Below are 19,679 nucleotides of genomic sequence, written 5' to 3' on the forward strand. Positions count from 1 at the left end.
ATTACGGTGTAGTCAACGAGACGACAATCGAACTCGAGGTCCTGCTCGAGTGCCATCCATGTGATCGGTTACGGAGCGAGCGGCAGTCGCTGTATACAGCCCAGCTCGGCAACAAGGACCGTTCCGACGGAGTGATTCGAACTCAAATATGTGAGAGAACTACTCCGGAAAGAGTGGGTTTTTCTCGTCGACAGCAGACGACGACGCCGGATGCGACTCCACTAACGTAAACTCGGAGTACAATGTCAAAAGTGTGGAAACTAGACTGGTTTAGAAATCTCATTTAAGAAATATATCGAGATAACCATCTGATTTCAAACTATTTAGTCGCACGAACCGACCCCGAGAACGAAAAGCGAATAGAATTATGCGCCGGAGGCGGGAACGACAGCTCGGCAGAGTCGATCAACGTCCCCCGACCAGCAGTTCCGAAGCGTCACCCACGCCTCCGCCGCTGTCTCGCGTCCGAGCGTCGGATCGGCGAGCGAATGGAACTTCTCTCGGAGTCTGTCCTCGGAAAATCGACGCTCCACGCCGCCACGTGCATGGTCGACCGTTGCGGTTCGTTCCTTCCCATCGGCGAGTACGACCGTTACGCGTGCTCCTCGCGAGTCGGGCAGCGCCGACGTGAATTTCGGCGTCGATTCGACCTCGACGAGCCGTGCCAGTCTCTTGGTCGCCTCGTCGAGTGCTGCGGGCTCGAACGCCGCTTTGCCGGCGTGTCCGCGACGGAGTCGCGTCGCGACGGCGAACGGAATCGAGAACTTCGCGGCGAGGCGATTCTCGGGGCACGGATCGGTGAGCGTCGCCGCAGCGGGATACGTTTCGACCGTGATGCGCTCGAGTGAGTCGGGATCGATCGGCTCTGTCGCCGCCAGTTCGTCGATGGCGTCGAGTACAGGATGGGTGTACCGGCAAGCCGCGTGGATTTTGAAGTAGCCTTCGCTCACCGTCCACCGCTCGCCCAGCGAGAGGTCCGCTGGGAACTCGATCGGACCGTCGCTCACCCGCTCGAGGTGACGAACGATACCCTCCTCGAGGCCGGAAAAGCCACTCCGGGCCTGATCGACCGCGGCGATTGCGGCAGGCGCGTTCATCCCGGCGTACGTGTCTCTGACAGTTGCTCCCTCGATCGCCGCTTCGAATCGGGTGTGTTGGGCGTGGTTCGCGGCGATACGGAGCGCATCCGCGGTCTCGTCCGCATTTAGCCCCTCGTAGTTGGCGACCGCGGCGGCCGCTCCGACGACGCCCCAGACGCCGTGGGGGTGATAGCCCTCCGCGAGCGGCCGGCAGGCTTGGGCGACGCGGACGGCCGTCTCGTAGCCGGCGACGAACGCCGTCGAGGCGGCCTCGGCGGTGCCGCCGTCGGCCTCGGCGACGGCGAGTACCGCGGGCAGGACGTGGATCGCCGGATGTCCGGCGGCCAGTTTGTGTCCCTCATCGAGCTCGAGGACGGTTCCGGCGATCCCGTTGAGCGTCGCGGTCTGGTGGACGGGAAGCGTCGCCGTCGTCCCGAGAACGGTCCCGGGTCCGTCGGCGCGGTCGGCGTATCGGTGCCGGAGCGACGCGACGGGGTCCGTCGTCGACCCGCCGACGATTACGCCGACGGTGTCGGCGACGACGAGGCCGACGTGGTCGCGTACAGTCGCGGGAACGTCGTTCGGAGAGAGGGGAGCGACGAACGACGCGAGCGATTCGTCGACGGTCATTCGTCGTCGTCCTTCGGCGAGGCGTTTCGCTTCGACGGCCCGTACGCGCCGAGTAGTTCGAGGAACCGTCGCGGCCACGAGATTGCTCCCTGCGGACTGTAAAGGACGATTCCGACCAGCAAGAGCCCGTAGATGACCCGATCGAAGCCGGTGATGTCGACGGACTGGCGGGCGATCTCGCTGAGTGGAATGACGACGAACGCACCGACGATTGGGCCAATAACGGTCCCGACGCCGCCGACGATCGCCGGCAACAGGATCTCGACGTTGACGAGCAGTTCGTAGACGGTATCCGGGCGGATCGTATCGAAATACATCGCCCAGAACGCGCCGGCCCACGCCGTGAAGAACGCGCTCACGGCGATGCCGACGAGCTTGTACCGGAACGTCGGGATACCAACGGCCGCGGCTGCGCTCTCGTCTTCACGGATCGCGAACAGATAGAGGCCGAGCCGCGATTGCTTGATCGCGAGCGAGACGGCCGTGACGACGACGAGGAAGCCGAGGATAATGTAGTAGTAGGGAAGCGTTTCCCGGAACTGGAACGCGGCGAATCCGAACTCCGCGCCGTACGACCGGGGAAGCGGCTTGAAGTAGCCGCTCGCGCCCCCGAGCTGCGAGAACGTGTTAAACGTGTGCCGAAGCAGTTCTGCGAACGCGAGCGTCGCGAGCGCGAAGTAGTGCCCGCGAAGGTCGTACCGGAAACAGAGCACACCGATGACCAAGCCGTACAGGCTGGCGGCGGTCGCGCCGATCAGCATGCCGAGCCACGGGTTTAGTCCGACCGTATTCAACAGCAGGATCGTTCCGTAGGCCCCGAGCCCGAAGAACGCGGCGTGCCCGAACGAGAACTGGCCGGTGTACCCCGACATCACGTTCCATCCCTGTGCTGCGGTCGCCCAGACGAGCGTGATAACCAGAACGTGGACGCTGATCCACGACCCGAGACTGAACCCGAAGAAGTACAGATCGAGGAGCAGCGGCAACACGAGCAACAGCCCGAAGATGCCCGCGAGTATCGCCGGCGTCGCGTACCACTTCGATTGGAATGTCCGGTACTGTCTGCGGGCCCGATCGAGGTGACTCGAGGCGTCGGCGTTACTCACTGACACCACCGCCGAGCAGGCCCTCGGGTTTGAGTAACAACACGAGGATGAATATCAGGAAGATCGCGATCTGGTACCCCGATCCGGGAAGGAAGTACTGGCCGAACACGTGGACGAATCCGATGATTAGCCCGCCCAGCAAGGCACCGGGGAACGAGCCGAGCCCGCCGAGAACCACGATGACGAAGGCATTGATCAGATACGAATCCCCGAGGTAGGGATTGATCTGCTGGAACAGCGGGATCACTGACCCAGCGAGTCCGGCAAGCGCCGCACCGATACCGAAGGTGAGGTAGTCGATCCGAGGCACGTTGATCCCGACGTACTGGGCGGCCGTCCGGTCGTCCGCTGTGCCGCGAATTGCTCGTCCCAGCTGTGTCCGCTGTAAGAAGAGCCAGACGACGACGACGGCCGAGACCGCGATGAGCAGGGCGTACAGCTGGCCCAGCGGGAGGAAGACGCCGGCGACGGAAACCGAGCCGAGTCCGAGGCCGAGGCTCTGTGGATCGGTCGAGAACGTGATCTCGATGGCGCTGATCAGAATCAGCATGGTCCCGAAGGTCACGATCAGCTGGTTCTCCTGTGGTGCGTCCATGATCGACGAAATCGTCGTCAGATGCACGAGGACGCCGATCACAAACAGGCCGACCACCGCAAGTGGGATCGACAGGATCGGGTGCAAACCAAACGCGGTCGCGGTCCACCAGACCGTGTACATGCCGACGACCATCATTGCCCCGTGTGCGAAGTTGATCACGTCCATCACGCCGAAGATCATCGTCAGACCGAGCGCGACGAGCCCATAGATGCCACCGAGGAGGACGGCGAACGCGACCAACTGGAGCGCAGTGGACGGCTGGATGAACGCCACCGTCGCCGATTCGGTCGCGAGACCGCCGGCCCAAGGCAATGGGGCCACCGAATCGAAACTGAAACCAATCATTGCGATCATCGAGAGGTTACAGATCGATCTCGGTCTCGGCGTATTCTTCGGGGAAGACGACGCGGTCGTCGAGATCCTGGACTTGGAACAGCGGTGCGAGGGCGTTTTCGTTCTCGCCGTTCTCGTCGAACGTGATCGGCGGCATCGCCGCGATATGATCGCTGACCTCGATCTCGGAGAGCGCGTTGTTGATATCCTCGGGATCGCCCGAGCCCGCCTCCTCGATGCCCGCGATGATGACTTCCGTCGCCGCGTAGGTCATCGCGACGTTGGCGTCGAACGATTCGTCGAACTCGCTTTCGTACCGCTCTCGAACCTCACTCGCGCGGTCGAGAGTGGGGTTGAGCGCGAAGTTCGTCGGCAACGCGCCCTCGACGGTCTCGCCCATCTCCTCGAGCGCACTCGTGTCGTTGAGCGCCTCGTTCGCACAGCCAGCGATAAATGGGGGCGCGTAGTTTTGGTTATCCATCGCCCTGATGAGTTCGACCGTCTCCGCCTCGTAGGTCGTTGCGATCACGACGTCCGGGTCCGCGTCGGCCAACTGCGTGGCTGCTGTGTCGGCCGTCTCGCCGAAGTCGATGCTGACCTCCTCGACGATTTCGATGTCTTGGTTCGGCAGTTCCGTCCGGAGACTGTCCCGGACCGATTGGCCGAAGTCGATGTTGATGTAGTACAGTCCCGCCGTCTCGACCTCTCGGCCGGCGTCGCGGATGACCTGTGGCATCAACTCGGCGTGATCGACCGCCATCTGTGACGCGGGCGGCTGCGGTCGGTAGGCGTACTGCAGGTCGTTGTCCTGGAGAATCGCATCGTCGACGGAAACGGAGATGACGAACGGAACGCCGGCGCGCTCGGCCGCCCGCGTCGCCGCGTTAGTGACCGGGGAAGAGAAACAGCCGGTGACAACATCGGCACCGTCGTCGATCAGACTGTCGGTCACTTCGCCCCCAAGTTCCTGACTGCCCTGATTGTCCTCGCTGATGACCTCGAGCTCTGCGCCATCGAGCGATTCGATGCCGCCGTTCTCGTTTTTCATCATGGCGGCCAGCTGGACCGCGTTGTCCATTCGCGTCCCCGTTCCGCCGAGGCTCCCGCTCAGCGGGTGATTCGACCCGATGACGACGCTGCTCTCGTCCCCACCGTCCTCCGAGGGATCCTGTCCGACACAGCCCGCGAGACCGAGCGTTCCCGCGGCACCGACGTACTTGATAAACGACCGTCTATCCGAATGGCTGGTAGTCCTCCGCATACACTGCTATCTGGAACCAACCCACATATAAGTTTGCCAAATGAGGTCACACGACAGGAACGGTGCGATCGGAAATAGCGAGTGAGAATCGAACGCTTACTCGAGACCGAGGTAGAGTTCGACGAGTTCGTCCTCGTCGAGCAGTTCCGCCGCCGGGCCGTCGAACTGCAGGCGGCCCTGTGCGAGAATGTAGACGTAATCGGCGATGCGCAACGCCTCGCGCACGTTCTGCTCGACGAGGATCACCTGCGCGCCCTGCTCGACGAGCGTTTGGGTCATCTCGAAGACATCGTCGACGAGCGCCGGAGAGAGTCCCGCCGACGGTTCGTCGAGGAGGAACAGCTCCGAGCCGGTCATCATGGCTCGCCCGAAACTCAGCATCATCTGTTGGCCGCCCGAAAGGGAACTTCCCTTCGCCTCGAGTTTGTCCTCGAGATCGGGAAACGCCTCGAGGACGGTGTCGAGCCGTTCGCGACGCACGTCGCGGTCGACGCGGAATCCGCCGAGCAAGAGATTCTCCCTGACCGTCAGGGAACCGAAGATACCGCCGTCCTGCGGGAGCATCACCATGCCGTGCTGGAGATTCTCGGCGGCGTTCGTCCCGGTGATATCCGTCTCACCGAGCGAAATCGAACCCGACCAGACGGGAACCGCGCCGACGAGGGCCTTGAGTAGCGTCGATTTCCCGCTGCCGTTTGGCCCGAAGATGCAGGTGACGCCGTCGTGGCTCTCGACGGAAACGTCGTCGATCACGGTGTGATTGCCGTAGCCGGTGACGATATCGTCCGCGACGAGACGGCGCTGCTCGCCGATCAGATCGGCTTCGGTTTCGACGACCTGCATCGTTGCGCTCGCACCCGTCGCCGCCGCGTTCGAGCCACCTCCCGAAGCCGTCGCCGCGCCGCCGTCGGCCTCGCTCGCGGACGGGTCCGCGGCCACACTCGAGTCGGGGCCGGCTCCGAGCGCGTCCCCGAGACCGGCGTCGGGATCGGTCTCCGCGCCGAGATACGCCTCGCGGACGCGCTCGTCGCTGGTCACCGTCTCGAAGTCGCCATCCATCACGACGTTCCCCTGATCGAAGACGGTGACGCGGTCCGTGAGCCCGGAGATAACGCTCATGTCGTGTTCGATGATCACGAAGGTCCGCCCCTCCTCGTTGAGTTCGCGCAGGTGATCGAGGATCCGGTTCTGCAGTGCCGGGTTGACCCCCGCAGTGGGCTCGTCGAGCATGATACACTGAGGGTCGAGCATCAGGATTCGGCCGAGTTCGAGGAGTTGCTGTTGGCCGCCGCTGATGTCGCTCGCCTCGTGGTCGGCGATGTGTTCGATCTCGAGGCGCTCGATGATCTTTTGGGCGCGTTCGCGTTTCCCCTCGGTGATCCGGAGCCCGGAGCGGAGGCCGGCGGTATAGACGCTCAACAGGTTCTCTCTAACGGAGAGATCCCGGAACGGGGAGGCGATCTGGAACGTCCGGCCGAGGCCGCGTCGGGCGATCGCGTCCGGCGACGCGTCGGTGATGTCGGTCCCGTCGAAGTAGACCGAACCCCCGTCGGCGTCGTAGAACCCGGTTACCGTGTTGAAAAACGTCGACTTGCCGCTCCCGTTCGGGCCGATAATCCCGTGGATCTCACCTGCCTCGACCTCCAGTGAGATCCCGTCGTTCGCGATCAGGTTGCCGAACTGTTTCCGTAACTCCACAGTCTCGAGTATCGGTTCGCTCACGGACGTATATCAGAGAGTATCCGCTTAAGGGTTTCCCACAGATCACCGGACGTTTCCGGACGATCGTCCCAGAATCGGCCGGTCGAGCGGCCCCGTTTGCGTGACGGTCGCGGACTCGCGCTTACAGCGGCCGCGTCGCACGCAGGAGCTGTTCGTCCGCGGCGCGGTCGACGCCGATGGGCGCTCGGACGATCGGCAGATCGACGCCGGCGTCCCTGAGCGCGCCCAGTCGCTCCCTGACAGCCGTTTCGTCGCCGACGACCGCGACGTGGTCGAGGAACTCGTCCTCGACGGCCGCGGCCGCCGCCTCCGTCGTGGGTGCCGCCCGGATCGCGTCGATCATCGACTCGAATCCCGCTTGCGCGGCCACGCGGTCGTAGTAACCCGGAATGTCGCGGAAGTACGTCGCGACGTGTTCGGCGGCGGCCGCCCGCGCCCGGTCCGGATCGTCGTCGACCGACACGAGGACGTACATTGCGACGTCGATGTCGTCGACGGCACGGTCCGCGCGATCGGCTCCCGTCTCGAGCCACTCGAGCGCCGTTTCGAACCGGTCTTCGGGGTAGAGGTTGGGCAGCCAGCCGTCGGCCAGTTCGCCGGTCAGGCGGACGTTTCCCGGGCCGAGCGCCGCATTGTAGATCGGAATCTCGCTCCGAACCGGTTCGAAGGCGTCCCAGAAGGCGGTCCGATCGGGCGCGAAAAAGTCGCCGTCGAACGCGCTGGGGTCGCCCGCGAGGTAGCGCCGGACGAGTTCGATGTACTCGGCCAGCCGCGCAAGCGGCCGGTCGAAGTCGACGCCGTGGAAACCCTCGACGACGCCCGGGTGGGCGACCCCGAGGCCGAGGATCGCGCGGCCGTTCGAGTGGGCGTCGAGTGTCGCGATCGCCTGCGCCGTCGCGGCTGGGGTCCGCGAAAACGGGTTGACGATGCCGGTCGCCAGCCCGATCTCGTCCGTGACCGTCGCCCACCGCTCGAGTTTTCCGAAGGCGGTCTTACCCTGCCCCTCGGCCGCCCAGACGCTCTCGAAGCCCAGTTCCTCGGCCGTGGACACCAGATCGAGGTCGTCTCGCGTCGAGAAGAGGACCCCCGTCCGCTCGGTCATTCGACGATCCCCTCGGCCGCGAGGTCGTTGTAGATGTCCAGCCGGGCGATCTCGCCGTCCTCGACTCGGTAGACGTCGACGTATCGGACGTCCGCGAACCGCTTGCCGTCGGTGTCGACCCCGAAGAGGGTGCCCTGACTGACGACGACCGAGCCTGCTTCGATCCAGTCCGCGTACTCCTTCGCCGCTCGCTCGTAGCGAGGTGCGAGCCACTCGAGCATTGCATCGGCCGCGTCCGGCCCCTCGAACCGTTCTCCGGGAAGGGTGATCACCGCGTTCTCGGCGAAGCAATCGCCGACGGTGTGTCGGCGGTCGTCGTCGGCCATCCGCTCGAAAAACTCCTCGACCAGCGCTCTCGGTGTGGCAGTCATACACGTCGTTCATTCGGCGGCGTCGACTTAACCTTCCGCTCGCATCGGCCACCCCACGAAAGATAGCTTTAGGTGCGCGTCGCCGAAACGAGTGGTATGGTCTCGAGTACCACTCGCCCGCAACAGCACGAGCAACGCGGGCGCAGTTCGATCCGTATCAGCCGTCCGAACGCCGGTCGATCGACCGCCGTACCGACGAGGGGGAACCAATGACGGCGAACGTACCCGATCCGGCGAGCCCGTGGGAGGCGTCGATCTTCGACTTCCTCGAGCGACCGATCCCCGAGTCGGTCCTCGAGCGGGGAGCGACGACCGTCGCCGACGTGCTGGCCGCGACGGTCGCGGGGAGCGCGGTCGAGCCGTACGAAGCCGCGTGGGAGTCCATCGACCTCCCGAAGGGGCCGTCGACGGTTATCGGCTCGAGTCGCACCACGTCGCCGGTACAGGCCGCCACGCTGAACGGGACGGCGGCCATCGCACAGGAGATCGAGGAGGGCCACAACACCGGCGGTCACGTTGGCTCGGGTATCGTCGTCGGGGCGCTCGCGATGGCCGAGCGCGCGGACGCCGACGGAGAGACGCTGATCGAGAGCTGTGTCAAGGCCTACGAGATCTGTGCCCGGCTCGAGGAAGCGATCTTCGCGATGAAAGACCGGCTCAACGAGGGCGTCCCGTGGCTGGTCAGGGACCCCCACGCGACGTGGACGACCGTCGGTCCGGCACTCGCCGGCGTGTTGTGTACGTCGCCGTCGCCCGGGGTGGCTCGCGAGACGTTCCGGCTCGCCGCCAACCGCGCCGTGGTCTCGATGGACGACCCCTACGAGGCGGGTCCGCCGTCGCGGAACCTGACCGCCGGCGCGTCCGCCGGCGTCGGCGTGACGATGGCCCAGCTCGCAGCGGCGGGCATCCCCGGCTCGCCGGACGTGATGCGGTCGATCTACGACCCGTTCGAGGAGCTACTGCCGGATGGGTTCGCCGAGCGGTTCGCTTCGCTCGGCGGCCACTGGGCGATTACGGAGAACTACTTCAAGCCGTATCCGTCGTGTCGGTACACGCACGCGCCCGTCGACGCCTTCCGCGAAATCGACGGCCCGATCGATTCGGATACGATCGATCGGATCGTCGTCGAGACCTACGCGAACGCGGTCGATATGGCCCACGCCGAGCCGACGACGCTCACCGGCGCGAAGTTCTCGATTCCGTACGTCCTCGCACGGTACCTGACGAGCGGCGAGCTCCGTCTCGAGCACTTCCACCCGGATCGAGTCGCGGACGACGCGGTCCGGGCGCTCGCCGATCGCGTGACCGTCCGAGGGGCCGACGAGTTCGACGACGCCTTCCCGGAAAGCTGGGGCGCTCGAGTCACTCTGGAGTACGCCGACGGCCGGACCGCGGTCGGCGAACGCGCGTACCCCGCGGGGGATCACCGCGATCCGATCGCGCCGGCGGCGTTCGACGAGCGACTGCGGACGCTGCTCGACTACGGCCTCCCGGACGGGGCCGCCGAGGACGCGTTCGCCGTCGTTCGCGATCCGCGAGCGGCCGATGCGCGGGAGATCGGGGCCCGGTTGCAGCCCTGAACCGGCCGCCGCGGGGACCGAAAACCCATTAGCCCGACCGATTCTCAGGGTCGGTATGACCGATTCAGACGCGACGCTCCGAGACCTGCTCGATCGCGACGACCTCCTCCTCGCGCCCGGCGTTGCGGACGCGCTCGAGGCGACGATCGCCGAACGGGCCGACGCCGACGCGCTTTACGTCAGCGGCAACGCCCTCGCGACGACCGTCCACGGCGGGCCGGACGTGGGGCTGACGACGATGTCGGAGACCGTCGGCCGCGTTCGCGAGATTACCGGCGCTGTCGACCGGCCGGTGTTCTGCGACGCGGACGCCGGCTACGGGAACGCGTTGAACGTCTACCGAACCGTCCGCGAGTTCGAGCGCGCCGGCGCGGCCGGCGTCCACATCGGGGACCAGCGCACGCCGAAGAAATGCGGTCACTTCGACAGGAAGCGACTCGTCGAGACTGAGGAGATGGTCGGCAAACTCGCGGCCGCGACCGACGCCCGCGAGGACGACTCGTTCGTCGTCGTCGCCCGCACCGACGCGGTCGCGGTCGAGGGACTCGAGGCGGCGATCGACCGCGCCCGAACGTACGTCGAGGCCGGGGCCGACGGGATCTTCGTCGACGCCCCGGAAACGGAGGCGCAACTGGCGGAGATCGGCGACCGCCTCGCCGACGTGCCGCTGGTCGTCAACCTCCCCTACGGCGGGAAGAGCCCGATGCTCCCCGCCGAGCGGGTCGCGGAGATGGGGTACGACGCCTTGCTCTTCGCGACGACGGCACAGAAAGCGAAGCTGCGGTTGCTCGAAGACGTCTACTCCGAACTCGTCGCAACCGGGGACGAGCGCGGGCTCCGCGACCGGCTCGGCACGTGGGCGGACCGCAACGACGTGACCGACCTCGAGACGTGGCGCGAGCGCGAGCGTCGATACGCCGCCGAGAGCGCGGATCAGTCGGGATGAAACCGGCTGCCCTCGATCTCAGTCGCTCGACTCGAGTTTTCGTCTCGTGTACGGTTTGAGGCCGCCCTGATCGACGAGGTCCTGCAGGAAGGGGGCCAGCGGTTCGGCGTCGTACCGAACGCCCTCGTCGTGGTCGTAGACGAACCCCTCGTCGACGTCGATCGAGATTTCGGTTCCGTCGTCGATCTCGCCGACGTCCGGGCAGATCAACACCGGCAGGCCGAGATTGATCGCGTTCCGGAAGAAGATCCGCGCGAACGACTGAGCGACGACGCCGGCGACACCGGCACCGACCAGCGAGAGCGGCGCGTGCTCCCGTGAGGAGCCGCTCCCGAAGTTCTCGCCCGCGACGACGAAGTCGCCGGGTTCGACGCCGTCGGTGAACTCGGGCCGGAGGTCGTTGAACGCGTGCTCGCCGAGTTCGTCCGGATCGCTCGAGACCAGAAACCGCGAGGGAGTGATCTGATCGGTGTCGATGTCGTCGCCGAAGACCCACGCGCGACCGGTTCCGTCGACGCTCATCGAACCACCCCCACGTCGGAGACGGCGTGATCGTCGTACCGCGTCGTCTCGATCTCCCGCGGATCGGTGATCTCGCCGTACAGCGCCGTCGCGGCCGCGGTCGCCGGACTGCCGAGGTAGACCCGGCTCTCCATCGACCCCTCGCGGCCGGGGAAGTTGCGGTTGGCCGTCGCCAGCGCCACGTCGCCGTCGCCGAGCGCGCCCTGATGCGTACCGAAACACGGGCCGCAGCCGGCGCTCTGGAACGTCGCGCCCGCGTCGACGAGTGCCTCGAGCACGCCCGTCTCGAGACACCGCTGATACACCGCCCGGGAGGCCGGGACGACGATCAGGCGGGTGTTCGGAGCGACCTGCTCGCCCGCGAGGACGTCCGCGACGACGCGGATGTCCTCGTAGCGGCCGTTGGTACAGGTGCCGACGAACACCTGATCGATGTCGGTGCCGGCGGTTTCGCCCACGTCGACCGCGTTTTCCGGGTTCGACGGCTTCGAGACCTGCGGCGCGAGGGCGTCGCCGTCGTAGGTGTAGACGGCCTCGTAACTCGCGTCGTCGTCGGCGGCGAGGTCGGGGTCGACTCCGACCTCGAGACCGGCCTGTTCCTCGAGGTACGTCGCCGTCCGCTCGTCCGGTTCGACGATGCCGGCTTTGCCGCCCATCTCGATCGCCATGTTCGAGAGCACGAGCCGCTGGTGAATCGGCAGGTCGCGGATCGCGCTTCCGCCGTACTCGGCCGTCTTGTACGTCGCACCGTCGAATCCGACGTCGCCGATGAATCGGAGGATGAGGTCTTTCGCGTAGACGCCGTCGGGCAGGTCGCCCTCGACCTCGAAGCGGATCGTCTCGGGGACGCGGAACCAGAGTTCGCCGGTGGCGAAGGCGGTCCCGAGGTCGGTCGAACCGACGCCGGTGCCGAGTGCGCCCAGTCCGCCGTAGGTCGTCGAGTGGGAGTCGGCCCCGATGACGAGATCCCCCGGTTCGACGAACCCCTCTTCGATCATCACTTGGTGGCAGATGCCGTCGCTGATCTCGTACTGGTTCGCCCCGTACTCGGCGGCGAACTCCCTGACGATGTTGTGGTTGTTCGCGGCCTGTACCCCGTCCGCGGGGGCGTGGTGATCGAGCGTGAAGACGACGTTTTCGGGCGCGGCCAGCGCCGCGTCCTCGCCGGTTACGTCCTCGAAAACGTCGATGGTCAGCGGCCCGGTCACGTCGTGGGTAACCATCGCGTCGACCGTCGCCTCGACGTAGTCGCCGGCGGTCGCGTCCTCGCCCGATTTCTCCGAGAGGATCTTCTCCGTTATCGTTTTTCCTGTCATAGCTGTGGTGGCTGTGTTGAATATCGGTTTCGTATCGATTACTCTGTCGTCGGTTCGCTGCCTGCGGCCTCGAGTACCTGCTCGCGGGTGCCGCCCATTAACGCGTGGCTCGGCGTCCCCAGCTCGAGCCGCTCGGCGACGTCTTCGGCGACTGCGAGCAGCCGGTCGAAGTCGACGCCGGTTTCGATTCCCATGTCGTGGAGCATATTGACGAGATCCTCCGTCGGCGTGTTGCCGACATCACCCAGTCCGCCGGGGAGAATCGTCCCGCCGCCGAGGCCACAGACAGACGTGTCGAACCGCGAGACACCACACTGCATGGCTGCGAGCGTGTTCGCGAGACTCATGCCGTTGGTATCGTGCAGGTGGACCCCGAGATCCGCGTTCGGATGGTGCTCGTAGATGGACGTCAGCGTCTCCGTGATCGAACACGGATCGGCCATCCCCATCGTCGTCGCGAGGGTCACTTCGTCGACGCCGGCCTCAAGGACGCGGTCGACGACGTAGCGGGTTCGAGCCAGCGGAATCCGACCCTCGTAGGGACAGAAGAAACTCGTGCCGAGTCCCGCCTCGACCTCGATCCCCGTCCCCTCGGCCATCTCGACGATGGTCCTGACCTGCTCTAAGTTCTCCTCCAAGCTCATCCCCTGGTTCTTCTCGCGGTAGGTGTCACTGATGACGACCAGCGCGTTCACCTTGTCGACGTCGGCCTCGATGGCCCGTTCCATCCCGATATCGTTCGGCACGAGCGCCCGATAGGTCACGTCGTCGCGCCGATCAATCCGCTCGGCGACCTCGTCGGCGTCGCGCAATCCGGGGACGGCCTCGGGGTGAGTAAACGAAGTAAACTCGATCTCGTCGACGCCGGTCGCCGAGAGCGCGTCGATGATCTCGACTTTCTCGTCGGTCGGGACGAACTCCGGATAGCGCTGGAAGCCGTCCCGCGGGAGCATCTCGACGATCGTCGCGGACTCGGGAAGGGTCATCGGATTACCCCCTCCGACTCGAGTTCCGCCAGTACGTCGTCGTCGTAGCCCAGATACTCACCGAACACGTTCTCGTTGTGCTCGCCGAGAGCCGAACCGAGGTGATCGACGCGACCCGGCGTCTCGCTGAACTTCGGAATCGCGTTCTGGACGGCCGCCTCGCCAAGGTCGTCGTCGTCGACTCTGACGACCGCCTCTCGGGCCTCGTAGTGGTCGTCCTCCATGATGTCCGCAACGTTGTACACCGGTGCGATCGTCGCGTCGTGTTCCTCGAAGGACTCGAGGACCTCCTCGCGGGTGTGGTCAGCCATCCAGTCCCCGATGATTTCGTCGAGTTCCTCGACGTTCTCGAGGCGGCGCTCGTTGTCCGCGAACCGGGGATCGTTTTTGAGCTCCGGCCGACCGATCGCATCGAACACCCGCATGGCGATGGGCTGTGCGCTCGCCGAGAGGGCGACCCACCGGTCGTCGCCCGTCCGGTAGACGTTCCGCGGCGCGGAGGAGGTCGATCGGTTGCCCGATCGCTTGGCGATCTCGCCGGTCTGGTCGTAGGTCAACGGGAACGGCCCGATCAGGTTGAAGATCGGTTCGATCAGGCTCACGTCGATGTACTGGCCGGTGCCGTCGTTGACGTCCCGGTGATACAGCGCGAACATCACCGAGAACGTGGCATACAGCGCGGCGATGTTGTCGGCCAGTCCCGTCGGCGGCAGCAGGGGCGGCCGATCCTCGAAACCGTTGACGTAGGCGAAGCCGCTCATCGCCTCGGCGAGGGTCCCGAATCCGGGCTTTTCGGAGTACGGCCCCGTCTGGCCGTACCCCGACATCCGCAGCATGACGAGCCCCGGATTCTCCTCAGAGAGGGCGTCCCAGCCGAGATTCCAGCGCTCGAGCGTACCGGGTCGGAAGTTCTCGATGAGCACGTCGGCCTCCGAGACGAGGTCGACGAAGACGGTCTGTCCTCGTTCGGAGGAGACGTCGAGCGTCACGGACTGTTTGTTCCGGCTCAGATACTTGTGCCACATGCCGATGCCGTCTTTCTGGGCCCCGAAATTGCGAATGTGATCGCCGTGTTCGGGGTGTTCGACCTTGATCACCGTCGCGCCGAAGTCGGCGAGGAGCCGACCGACGGTCGGCCCGGAGATCATCGATCCCGCTTCTACTACCGTGAGTCCATCGAGCGGACCCTGTGTCTCGTCTGCCATTGAAGTTCGTCTATCGTAGTTTCGTTCGGAGTCGTGTTCGCGGTCGCGTCGTATTTGCGTTCGGAGTCGCGTTCGGTCGCGGTCGATCGAGAGTCGTTCAGACCGGGCGATCGACGTGAGTTCCCGCTCCGGGGTCGGCGATAACCTCGCCGTCCGCGTAGGCGAGTTCGCCGCCCGCGACGGTGTGGGTCGGCCATCCCGTCACCTCGCGGCCCTCGTAGATCGAGTAGTCGGCGACGCTCCGGAGCAACTCGGGCGTCACCGTCTTCGTCTCCTCGAGGTCGACGACGACCAGATCGGCGTCGCTACCGACACGGATCGTTCCTTTCTTCGGGTAGAGGTTCCACGCCTTCGCGGTGTTCGTACTCGTGACCTCGACCGCGCGCTCGAGGTCGATTCGGCCCTCGTTGACCCCTTCCGAGAGGATCAGCGGGAGCATGGTCGCCGTCGAGGGGAAGCCAAGTTTGCTCTCGCGGATGGTATCGCCGATCTTCTCGTCGGTCGTGTTCGCGCAGTGGTCGGTGCCGATACAGGAGATGGTGCCGTCGGCGACCCGTTCCCAGAGGGTCTCCTTGTCGTGCTCGTGTCGGACGGGCGGATTGACCTTCATGCGGTCGTCGCACTCCTCGGCGGTCAGCGTCAGGTAGTGAGTACAGGTCTCGCCGGTGAGTTCGTAGCCCGCGTCCTGGAGCGTCGCGAGTTCGTCGGCCGTGCGACCGGCGCTGACGTGGACGGCATAGAAGCTGTCGTCGTAGTCGTGCTGTCTGGCGAGGCTCGCACCCGCGACCATGCTCTGGGCCTCGGCGTAGTCGGGGAACTCCTCGACGAAGACCTCGTACTCCTCTTTCTCGGCGTCCCCGTCCGCTTCCGTCTCGACGTATGGGTTGCCCCCCGCCAGCGCGTTCGTGATCTCGACGTTCTCGGAGTGGTAGCCGAGCGTCGTCTCCACGTCCTGGTCGGCCAGCGTCTCGATGAACGCGTTCCCGAAGTCGTCGCGCATCTCGCAGTCGACGCCGAACTTCTCCGCGGCGGCGTACTTGTAGTTCATGTACCACTTGAACGTCGTGATCCCGTACTCCTCGATGATCGTCGGGATCTCCTCGACGTGATCGAAGGATAGCAGGCCCAGCGAGAAGAAATAGTCGTGGCGGTAGTTCGCTTCGGCCGCCTCGACGTAGTCGTCCATGATCTCCTCGTAGGCACCCGGCCGGCGGAAGAAGTTCCCCGTCGTCGTCACGCCGCCGACGAGGTCCGATCGGCTCTCCGTGTTCGCGTCCTCGGCCAGTGAGTTGTAGATCCCGTGGTGGGTGTGGGGATCGATCGCCCCCGGCAGGACGTGATTGCCGCCGGCGTCGATCGTCTCGTCCCCATCGAGGGTGCCCCGTTCCCCGATCGCCGAAATCCGGCCGTCCGTCGCGGCGACGTCGGCCTCGAGGAGTCCGTCTTCGGTCACTAGCGTTCCGTTTTCGATCACGAGGTCGTGGTCCGTCACGCCGACTCACCCATGTTCTCGAGGTAGTCCTCGACCTCGCTCGTCTCGAGCACTTCCGCGTACTTCATCCACATATCGAGCAGGCCGATCTTGTGGGAGGCTTCGATCCGGTCGAAGATGCACTCCTGTGGCAGGACGACATCGAAACCGTGTTGCTGGGCGTCGACCGTCGTCGCCCGGACACAGCCGCTGGTGGAGTTGCCGACGACGACCAGCGTGTCAACATCGTTGCGGTTCAGTTGGGCGAGCAGGTCAGTACCGTAGAACGCGCTGGCGTAGCTCTTGTCGATGACCGTCTCGCCCGGTTCGGGCGCGACGGGATCGACGATCGCCAGGTCCTCGTGGTCGGGGTCGTCGTACGAACTCGGGACCACTCGCGTGTACCCGACGGGGATGTCGTTCCCCCGGGCGAACTCGAGGAAGTCCGCGATCCGATCGACCGCGTCCCACGCGATCTCTCCCATCGCCGTCCGGTGTTTTTCGACCGCCTCGAGGATCGGCACGTCGTCGCCGACGATCAGTTCTTGGACGTCGATGACGAGGACCATGGGGTTCTCGCCCGCGCCGCGGGACTCCCACGAGGATGCGCCGTCCTTGTCGTAGCCTGCCTTCTCGATGACACGTTTGTCCTGCTCGGAGAGCAGGTCTTCCCAGACACGATCCGTCATATCTTGACACGTGTGATCGGATGCCTATAAAGGTGCGTACTCACCTCGGAAGTCCGATATCTTCCGAGGTCCGACGAGAGAGCGGCGCATGAACGGGCGCACAGACGAGTCGTCCCACCGATGGACCGATCAGCGAGGGGACGTGAGAGGGATCGAATCACACCTCGAGGGAGTTCCCGGCGTGTTTACCGGCGAGTCGGCCGAGGCCGAGCGCGGTGGTCAACCCGTTGCCGCTGAGGTAGCCGTCCGCGCCGTGGCCGCTGATTCCTGCCGCGGTGCCGCCGCCCGCGTAGAGGTTGTCGACGATGCTTCCGTCGGACTGCAGGACGCGGCCGTGTTCGTCGACGAGCAAGCCGCCCTGCGTGTGAAACAGCGAACCGACGATCGTCGCGCCGTAAAACGGCGGCTCGAGGACGGCGCGACCGTCGACGCGGCCGACCGCATCCGGTTCGTCCGCTCGAATCGCATCGTTGTACGACTCGAGGGCTGCGGCGGTCGCCGACGGATCGCATCCGAGTTCCGCGGCCAGCGTCTCGATATCGGGCGCGCTGACGTACGATCCGAGGTCGACCGCCTCATCGAAGTCGTCGAACTCGCCGCGGAGCTTCTCGAAGATTCGCTCGTCGAAGAGTTCATAGCCGACGCCGCCCGGCTGGTCGACGACGTCGATGGCGAGTGCGGAATAGCCCTTGGCCTCGTTGCCGAACCGCTCGCCATCCTCGTTGACGAGGATGCCGCCGTTCATGATGACTGCATACGTCGAGAGCGCGCCGGTCCCCTGCACGACGGTCGCGTGCCCTTGGAAGGAATCCATGTACGCGATCTCGGCATCGAGTGCCGCTCCCCAGCGGATGCCGTCGCCCGTGTTACCGTCAGAGCCGAAGTACAGCGCGTCCGCGATCTCCTCGCAGTTGTTCTCGACCATCCGCCGATTGCCGGCGAAACCGTCGGTCGCGAGGACGACTTTTCCCGCGCCGATCACCTCCTCGTGCGTTTCGCCGGCGACCGCACCCGCGACCGCGTCGCCGTCCGCGACGAGTTTCGTCACGGGCGTGTTCGTGAGCAGTTCGATGTCGTCGGCGGACTCGATTCGCGCCGCCAGTTCGTTTATTAAGTGCTCCCCGTTCCGACCGGGCGGAGCGTGCATCCGGTAGGTCGAATGCTGGGGGTACTTGAAATCGTCCACGAGCCGGAGCGTGATATCCCAGTCGTCGACTAGCCAGTGGACCAAGTGCTTGCTCTCCGCACAGAGGTGTCGCACCATCTCCTCGTCGGCCTCGTACTCGTTCTTCTCGAGGATGTCTCGGGCCATGTCGTCGGCCGTTTCCTCGATGCCCGCTTCGCGCTGAAACCGGGTCCCCGCCGCGGGAATCATCCCGGTCGACAGCGACGTATTGCCGCCCAGCCGATCAGACTTTTCGAGGACGGTGACGGTCCCGTTCGTTCGTTCGGCGGCCGCGAGCGCGGCGACCAGCCCCGTCCCGCCGCCGCCAGCGACGAGCACGTCGGTTTCGACATCGATCGTCACGTCGTCGACGGAGACGACTTCGGGCGTGGCATCTTCGATAGTCCGTCGGCTGTAATCGGGAGTCGACATACCGTGTGCATCGGTGCCACCAGTACGTAAAGGTATTCACTCCACAAGTTTCGCGGCGTTCCGGCGGACGACAGCCGATTCGCCACTACGGAGTATCGGCGCAACACACCCACACCAGCGGCGTGAATTCACTGAGCTGGCCGCCTCGTTCGGGGGTAGCGAACTGGCGTTCCCCTAGAAAGAACTTTGCGGGTCGCCCGAGTAGACAACTGCAATGACAGCCCACGACTCTGAACGCATCCAATCGGTCGAAACGGCCTTCGAGATTCTCGATTATCTCCAGCACAACGAGGGAGCTGGCGTCACCGAGATCGCCGACGCACTGTCAGTGTCGAAGAGTACCGCACACGGCCATCTATCGACGATGGAGTCGATCGGACACGTCGTCAAAGTCGACGGCACCTACCGCGTCGGCCTGCGCTTTCTCGAGCTCGGCCACCACGCGCGATCGCGATACAACCTCTACGAGTCGGCGAAGGCGGAAGCCGACCAACTCGCAGAAATGACCGGCGAGCGGTGTCAGATAATGGTTCCGGAGGGCCACCACGGCGTCTACATCTACCAGACCGCCGGCGAACAGGCGGTCCGAACCGATTCCCACATCGGGAGCACGGTCGACCTCCACTGTACCGCGGTCGGCAAGTGCTACCTCGCCAACCTTCCCGAAGACGAACTCGAGAGCTACCTCGATGACGTCGGACTCGCGGAACAGACCGAACACACGATCACGGACCGAGACGCGTTCCGGGACGAACTCGAAACGGTTCGCGAACAGGGGTACGCCCTGAACCGCGAGGAGCGGATCATCGGCATGCGAGCGGTGGGGGCCCCGATCGTCACCGATCAGAACGAAGTGCTCGGTGCGATCAGCGTTTCGGTGCCGACGACCCGAATCAACGACCGTGCTGCGGAAGACGAACTACCGAAACAAGTCCAGCGGAGCGCTCGCGTCATCGCGATTCGGACGACCTACAGCTAAGCGTTCGCTCTTCCGGAACGCTCTGATTGGACAGAGCGATATGACGCCGCGGAACCAACGAATTCACCCATACGTTATTCTTATTTACACCCATATGCCCGTAATTCATCTGTGCTCGTCGTTCGAGCGTTCACCACTACGGAACGCTCACAACTGGAAAATAGCGACTCCCGGACTGAAACGACT

At 65.0% G+C, this 19,679-nt stretch carries 17 protein-coding genes; 3 read left to right on the forward strand and 14 right to left on the reverse strand.

Features of this window, described 5'->3' with window-relative positions:
• Nucleotides 1-365: 365 nt before the first annotated feature.
• From ACJYUO_RS17115 to ACJYUO_RS17145, 7 genes are all read right to left on the reverse strand, one after another.
• A complete protein-coding gene (locus tag ACJYUO_RS17115; protein ID WP_494346548.1) occupies nucleotides 366-1,709 on the reverse strand; it encodes an MmgE/PrpD family protein in 1,344 nt (447 codons plus the stop codon).
• Nucleotides 1,706-2,815, reverse strand: coding sequence for a branched-chain amino acid ABC transporter permease (locus ACJYUO_RS17120; protein ID WP_494346549.1), 1,110 nt, complete (start codon nucleotides 2,813-2,815; stop codon nucleotides 1,706-1,708). Before ACJYUO_RS17120 ends, ACJYUO_RS17115 begins: the two co-directional genes overlap by 4 nt.
• Complete coding sequence (locus ACJYUO_RS17125) at nucleotides 2,808-3,755, reverse strand: branched-chain amino acid ABC transporter permease (protein ID WP_494346750.1); 948 nt, start codon at nucleotides 3,753-3,755, stop codon at nucleotides 2,808-2,810. The genes ACJYUO_RS17120 and ACJYUO_RS17125 overlap by 8 nt, the downstream gene beginning before the upstream one ends.
• Nucleotides 3,756-3,774: 19 nt before the next feature.
• Complete coding sequence (locus tag ACJYUO_RS17130) at nucleotides 3,775-5,007, reverse strand: ABC transporter substrate-binding protein (RefSeq protein ID WP_494346550.1); 1,233 nt, start codon at nucleotides 5,005-5,007, stop codon at nucleotides 3,775-3,777.
• A 96-nt stretch (nucleotides 5,008-5,103) separates the two neighbouring features.
• Nucleotides 5,104-6,729 carry an ATP-binding cassette domain-containing protein gene (locus tag ACJYUO_RS17135; protein ID WP_494346551.1) on the reverse strand — a complete coding sequence of 542 codons (1,626 nt, stop codon included), beginning with the start codon at nucleotides 6,727-6,729 and terminating at the stop codon, nucleotides 5,104-5,106.
• Nucleotides 6,730-6,850: 121 nt separating this feature from the next.
• Nucleotides 6,851-7,831, reverse strand: coding sequence for an LLM class flavin-dependent oxidoreductase (locus ACJYUO_RS17140; RefSeq protein WP_494346552.1), 981 nt, complete (start codon nucleotides 7,829-7,831; stop codon nucleotides 6,851-6,853).
• Nucleotides 7,828-8,202: a nuclear transport factor 2 family protein gene (locus ACJYUO_RS17145; RefSeq protein ID WP_494346553.1), complete on the reverse strand. Its 375-nt coding sequence runs from the start codon at nucleotides 8,200-8,202 to the stop codon at nucleotides 7,828-7,830. The genes ACJYUO_RS17140 and ACJYUO_RS17145 overlap by 4 nt, the downstream gene beginning before the upstream one ends.
• Before the next feature lie 209 nt (nucleotides 8,203-8,411).
• Here ACJYUO_RS17145 and ACJYUO_RS17150 point away from each other — a divergent pair, with 209 nt between their 5' ends.
• On the forward strand, nucleotides 8,412-9,782 hold the full coding sequence (locus ACJYUO_RS17150) for an MmgE/PrpD family protein (RefSeq protein ID WP_494346554.1): 1,371 nt from the start codon (nucleotides 8,412-8,414) through the stop codon (nucleotides 9,780-9,782).
• A 55-nt stretch (nucleotides 9,783-9,837) separates the two neighbouring features.
• Nucleotides 9,838-10,728, forward strand: a complete 891-nt coding sequence (locus ACJYUO_RS17155; RefSeq protein ID WP_494346555.1) for an isocitrate lyase/PEP mutase family protein — start codon at nucleotides 9,838-9,840, stop codon at nucleotides 10,726-10,728.
• 18 nt (nucleotides 10,729-10,746) lie between these two features.
• Here ACJYUO_RS17155 and ACJYUO_RS17160 read toward each other — a convergent pair whose 3' ends face one another.
• The 7 genes from ACJYUO_RS17160 to ACJYUO_RS17190 form a co-directional block, all read right to left on the reverse strand.
• Nucleotides 10,747-11,250, reverse strand: coding sequence for a LeuD/DmdB family oxidoreductase small subunit (locus tag ACJYUO_RS17160; protein ID WP_494346556.1), 504 nt, complete (start codon nucleotides 11,248-11,250; stop codon nucleotides 10,747-10,749).
• Nucleotides 11,247-12,566, reverse strand: a complete 1,320-nt coding sequence (locus tag ACJYUO_RS17165) for a 3-isopropylmalate dehydratase large subunit (RefSeq protein ID WP_494346557.1) — start codon at nucleotides 12,564-12,566, stop codon at nucleotides 11,247-11,249. The genes ACJYUO_RS17160 and ACJYUO_RS17165 overlap by 4 nt, the downstream gene beginning before the upstream one ends.
• A 38-nt stretch (nucleotides 12,567-12,604) precedes the next feature.
• Complete coding sequence (locus tag ACJYUO_RS17170) at nucleotides 12,605-13,552, reverse strand: hydroxymethylglutaryl-CoA lyase (protein WP_494346558.1); 948 nt, start codon at nucleotides 13,550-13,552, stop codon at nucleotides 12,605-12,607.
• Nucleotides 13,549-14,757, reverse strand: a complete 1,209-nt coding sequence (locus tag ACJYUO_RS17175) for a CaiB/BaiF CoA transferase family protein (protein ID WP_494346559.1) — start codon at nucleotides 14,755-14,757, stop codon at nucleotides 13,549-13,551. Before ACJYUO_RS17175 ends, ACJYUO_RS17170 begins: the two co-directional genes overlap by 4 nt.
• A 97-nt stretch (nucleotides 14,758-14,854) precedes the next feature.
• Nucleotides 14,855-16,249, reverse strand: a complete 1,395-nt coding sequence (locus ACJYUO_RS17180) for a dihydroorotase (protein ID WP_494346560.1) — start codon at nucleotides 16,247-16,249, stop codon at nucleotides 14,855-14,857.
• The gene (locus ACJYUO_RS17185) at nucleotides 16,246-16,917 is read right to left on the reverse strand and encodes an isochorismatase family protein (RefSeq protein WP_494346561.1); all 672 of its coding nucleotides are present in this window, start codon (nucleotides 16,915-16,917) and stop codon (nucleotides 16,246-16,248) included. The genes ACJYUO_RS17180 and ACJYUO_RS17185 overlap by 4 nt, the downstream gene beginning before the upstream one ends.
• 157 nt (nucleotides 16,918-17,074) lie before the next feature.
• Nucleotides 17,075-18,514, reverse strand: a complete 1,440-nt coding sequence (locus tag ACJYUO_RS17190) for an FAD-dependent oxidoreductase (protein WP_494346562.1) — start codon at nucleotides 18,512-18,514, stop codon at nucleotides 17,075-17,077.
• A gap of 214 nt (nucleotides 18,515-18,728) precedes the next feature.
• On the opposite strand from ACJYUO_RS17190, the gene ACJYUO_RS17195 reads away from it, so the two are divergent.
• Nucleotides 18,729-19,493 carry an IclR family transcriptional regulator gene (locus ACJYUO_RS17195; protein WP_494346563.1) on the forward strand — a complete coding sequence of 255 codons (765 nt, stop codon included), beginning with the start codon at nucleotides 18,729-18,731 and terminating at the stop codon, nucleotides 19,491-19,493.
• Nucleotides 19,494-19,679 lie beyond the last annotated feature (186 nt).

Source organism: Natrinema sp. CRL1, from assembly GCF_059162405.1.

Bases quoted from the DNA above. Each gene is read 5' to 3' on its own strand.
- ACJYUO_RS17115 (WP_494346548.1), bottom strand. From the start codon at position 1,709: ATGACCGTCGACGAATCGCTCGCGTCGTTCGTCGCTCCCCTCTCTCCG.
- ACJYUO_RS17130 (WP_494346550.1), bottom strand. From the start codon at position 5,007: ATGCGGAGGACTACCAGCCATTCGGATAGACGGTCGTTTATCAAGTAC.
- ACJYUO_RS17140 (WP_494346552.1), bottom strand. From the start codon at position 7,831: ATGACCGAGCGGACGGGGGTCCTCTTCTCGACGCGAGACGACCTCGAT.
- ACJYUO_RS17145 (WP_494346553.1), bottom strand. From the start codon at position 8,202: ATGACTGCCACACCGAGAGCGCTGGTCGAGGAGTTTTTCGAGCGGATG.
- ACJYUO_RS17150 (WP_494346554.1), top strand. From the start codon at position 8,412: ATGACGGCGAACGTACCCGATCCGGCGAGCCCGTGGGAGGCGTCGATC.
- ACJYUO_RS17155 (WP_494346555.1), top strand. From the start codon at position 9,838: ATGACCGATTCAGACGCGACGCTCCGAGACCTGCTCGATCGCGACGAC.
- ACJYUO_RS17160 (WP_494346556.1), bottom strand. From the start codon at position 11,250: ATGAGCGTCGACGGAACCGGTCGCGCGTGGGTCTTCGGCGACGACATC.
- ACJYUO_RS17165 (WP_494346557.1), bottom strand. From the start codon at position 12,566: ATGACAGGAAAAACGATAACGGAGAAGATCCTCTCGGAGAAATCGGGC.
- ACJYUO_RS17170 (WP_494346558.1), bottom strand. From the start codon at position 13,552: ATGACCCTTCCCGAGTCCGCGACGATCGTCGAGATGCTCCCGCGGGAC.
- ACJYUO_RS17175 (WP_494346559.1), bottom strand. From the start codon at position 14,757: ATGGCAGACGAGACACAGGGTCCGCTCGATGGACTCACGGTAGTAGAA.
- ACJYUO_RS17185 (WP_494346561.1), bottom strand. From the start codon at position 16,917: ATGACGGATCGTGTCTGGGAAGACCTGCTCTCCGAGCAGGACAAACGT.
- ACJYUO_RS17190 (WP_494346562.1), bottom strand. From the start codon at position 18,514: ATGTCGACTCCCGATTACAGCCGACGGACTATCGAAGATGCCACGCCC.
- ACJYUO_RS17195 (WP_494346563.1), top strand. From the start codon at position 18,729: ATGACAGCCCACGACTCTGAACGCATCCAATCGGTCGAAACGGCCTTC.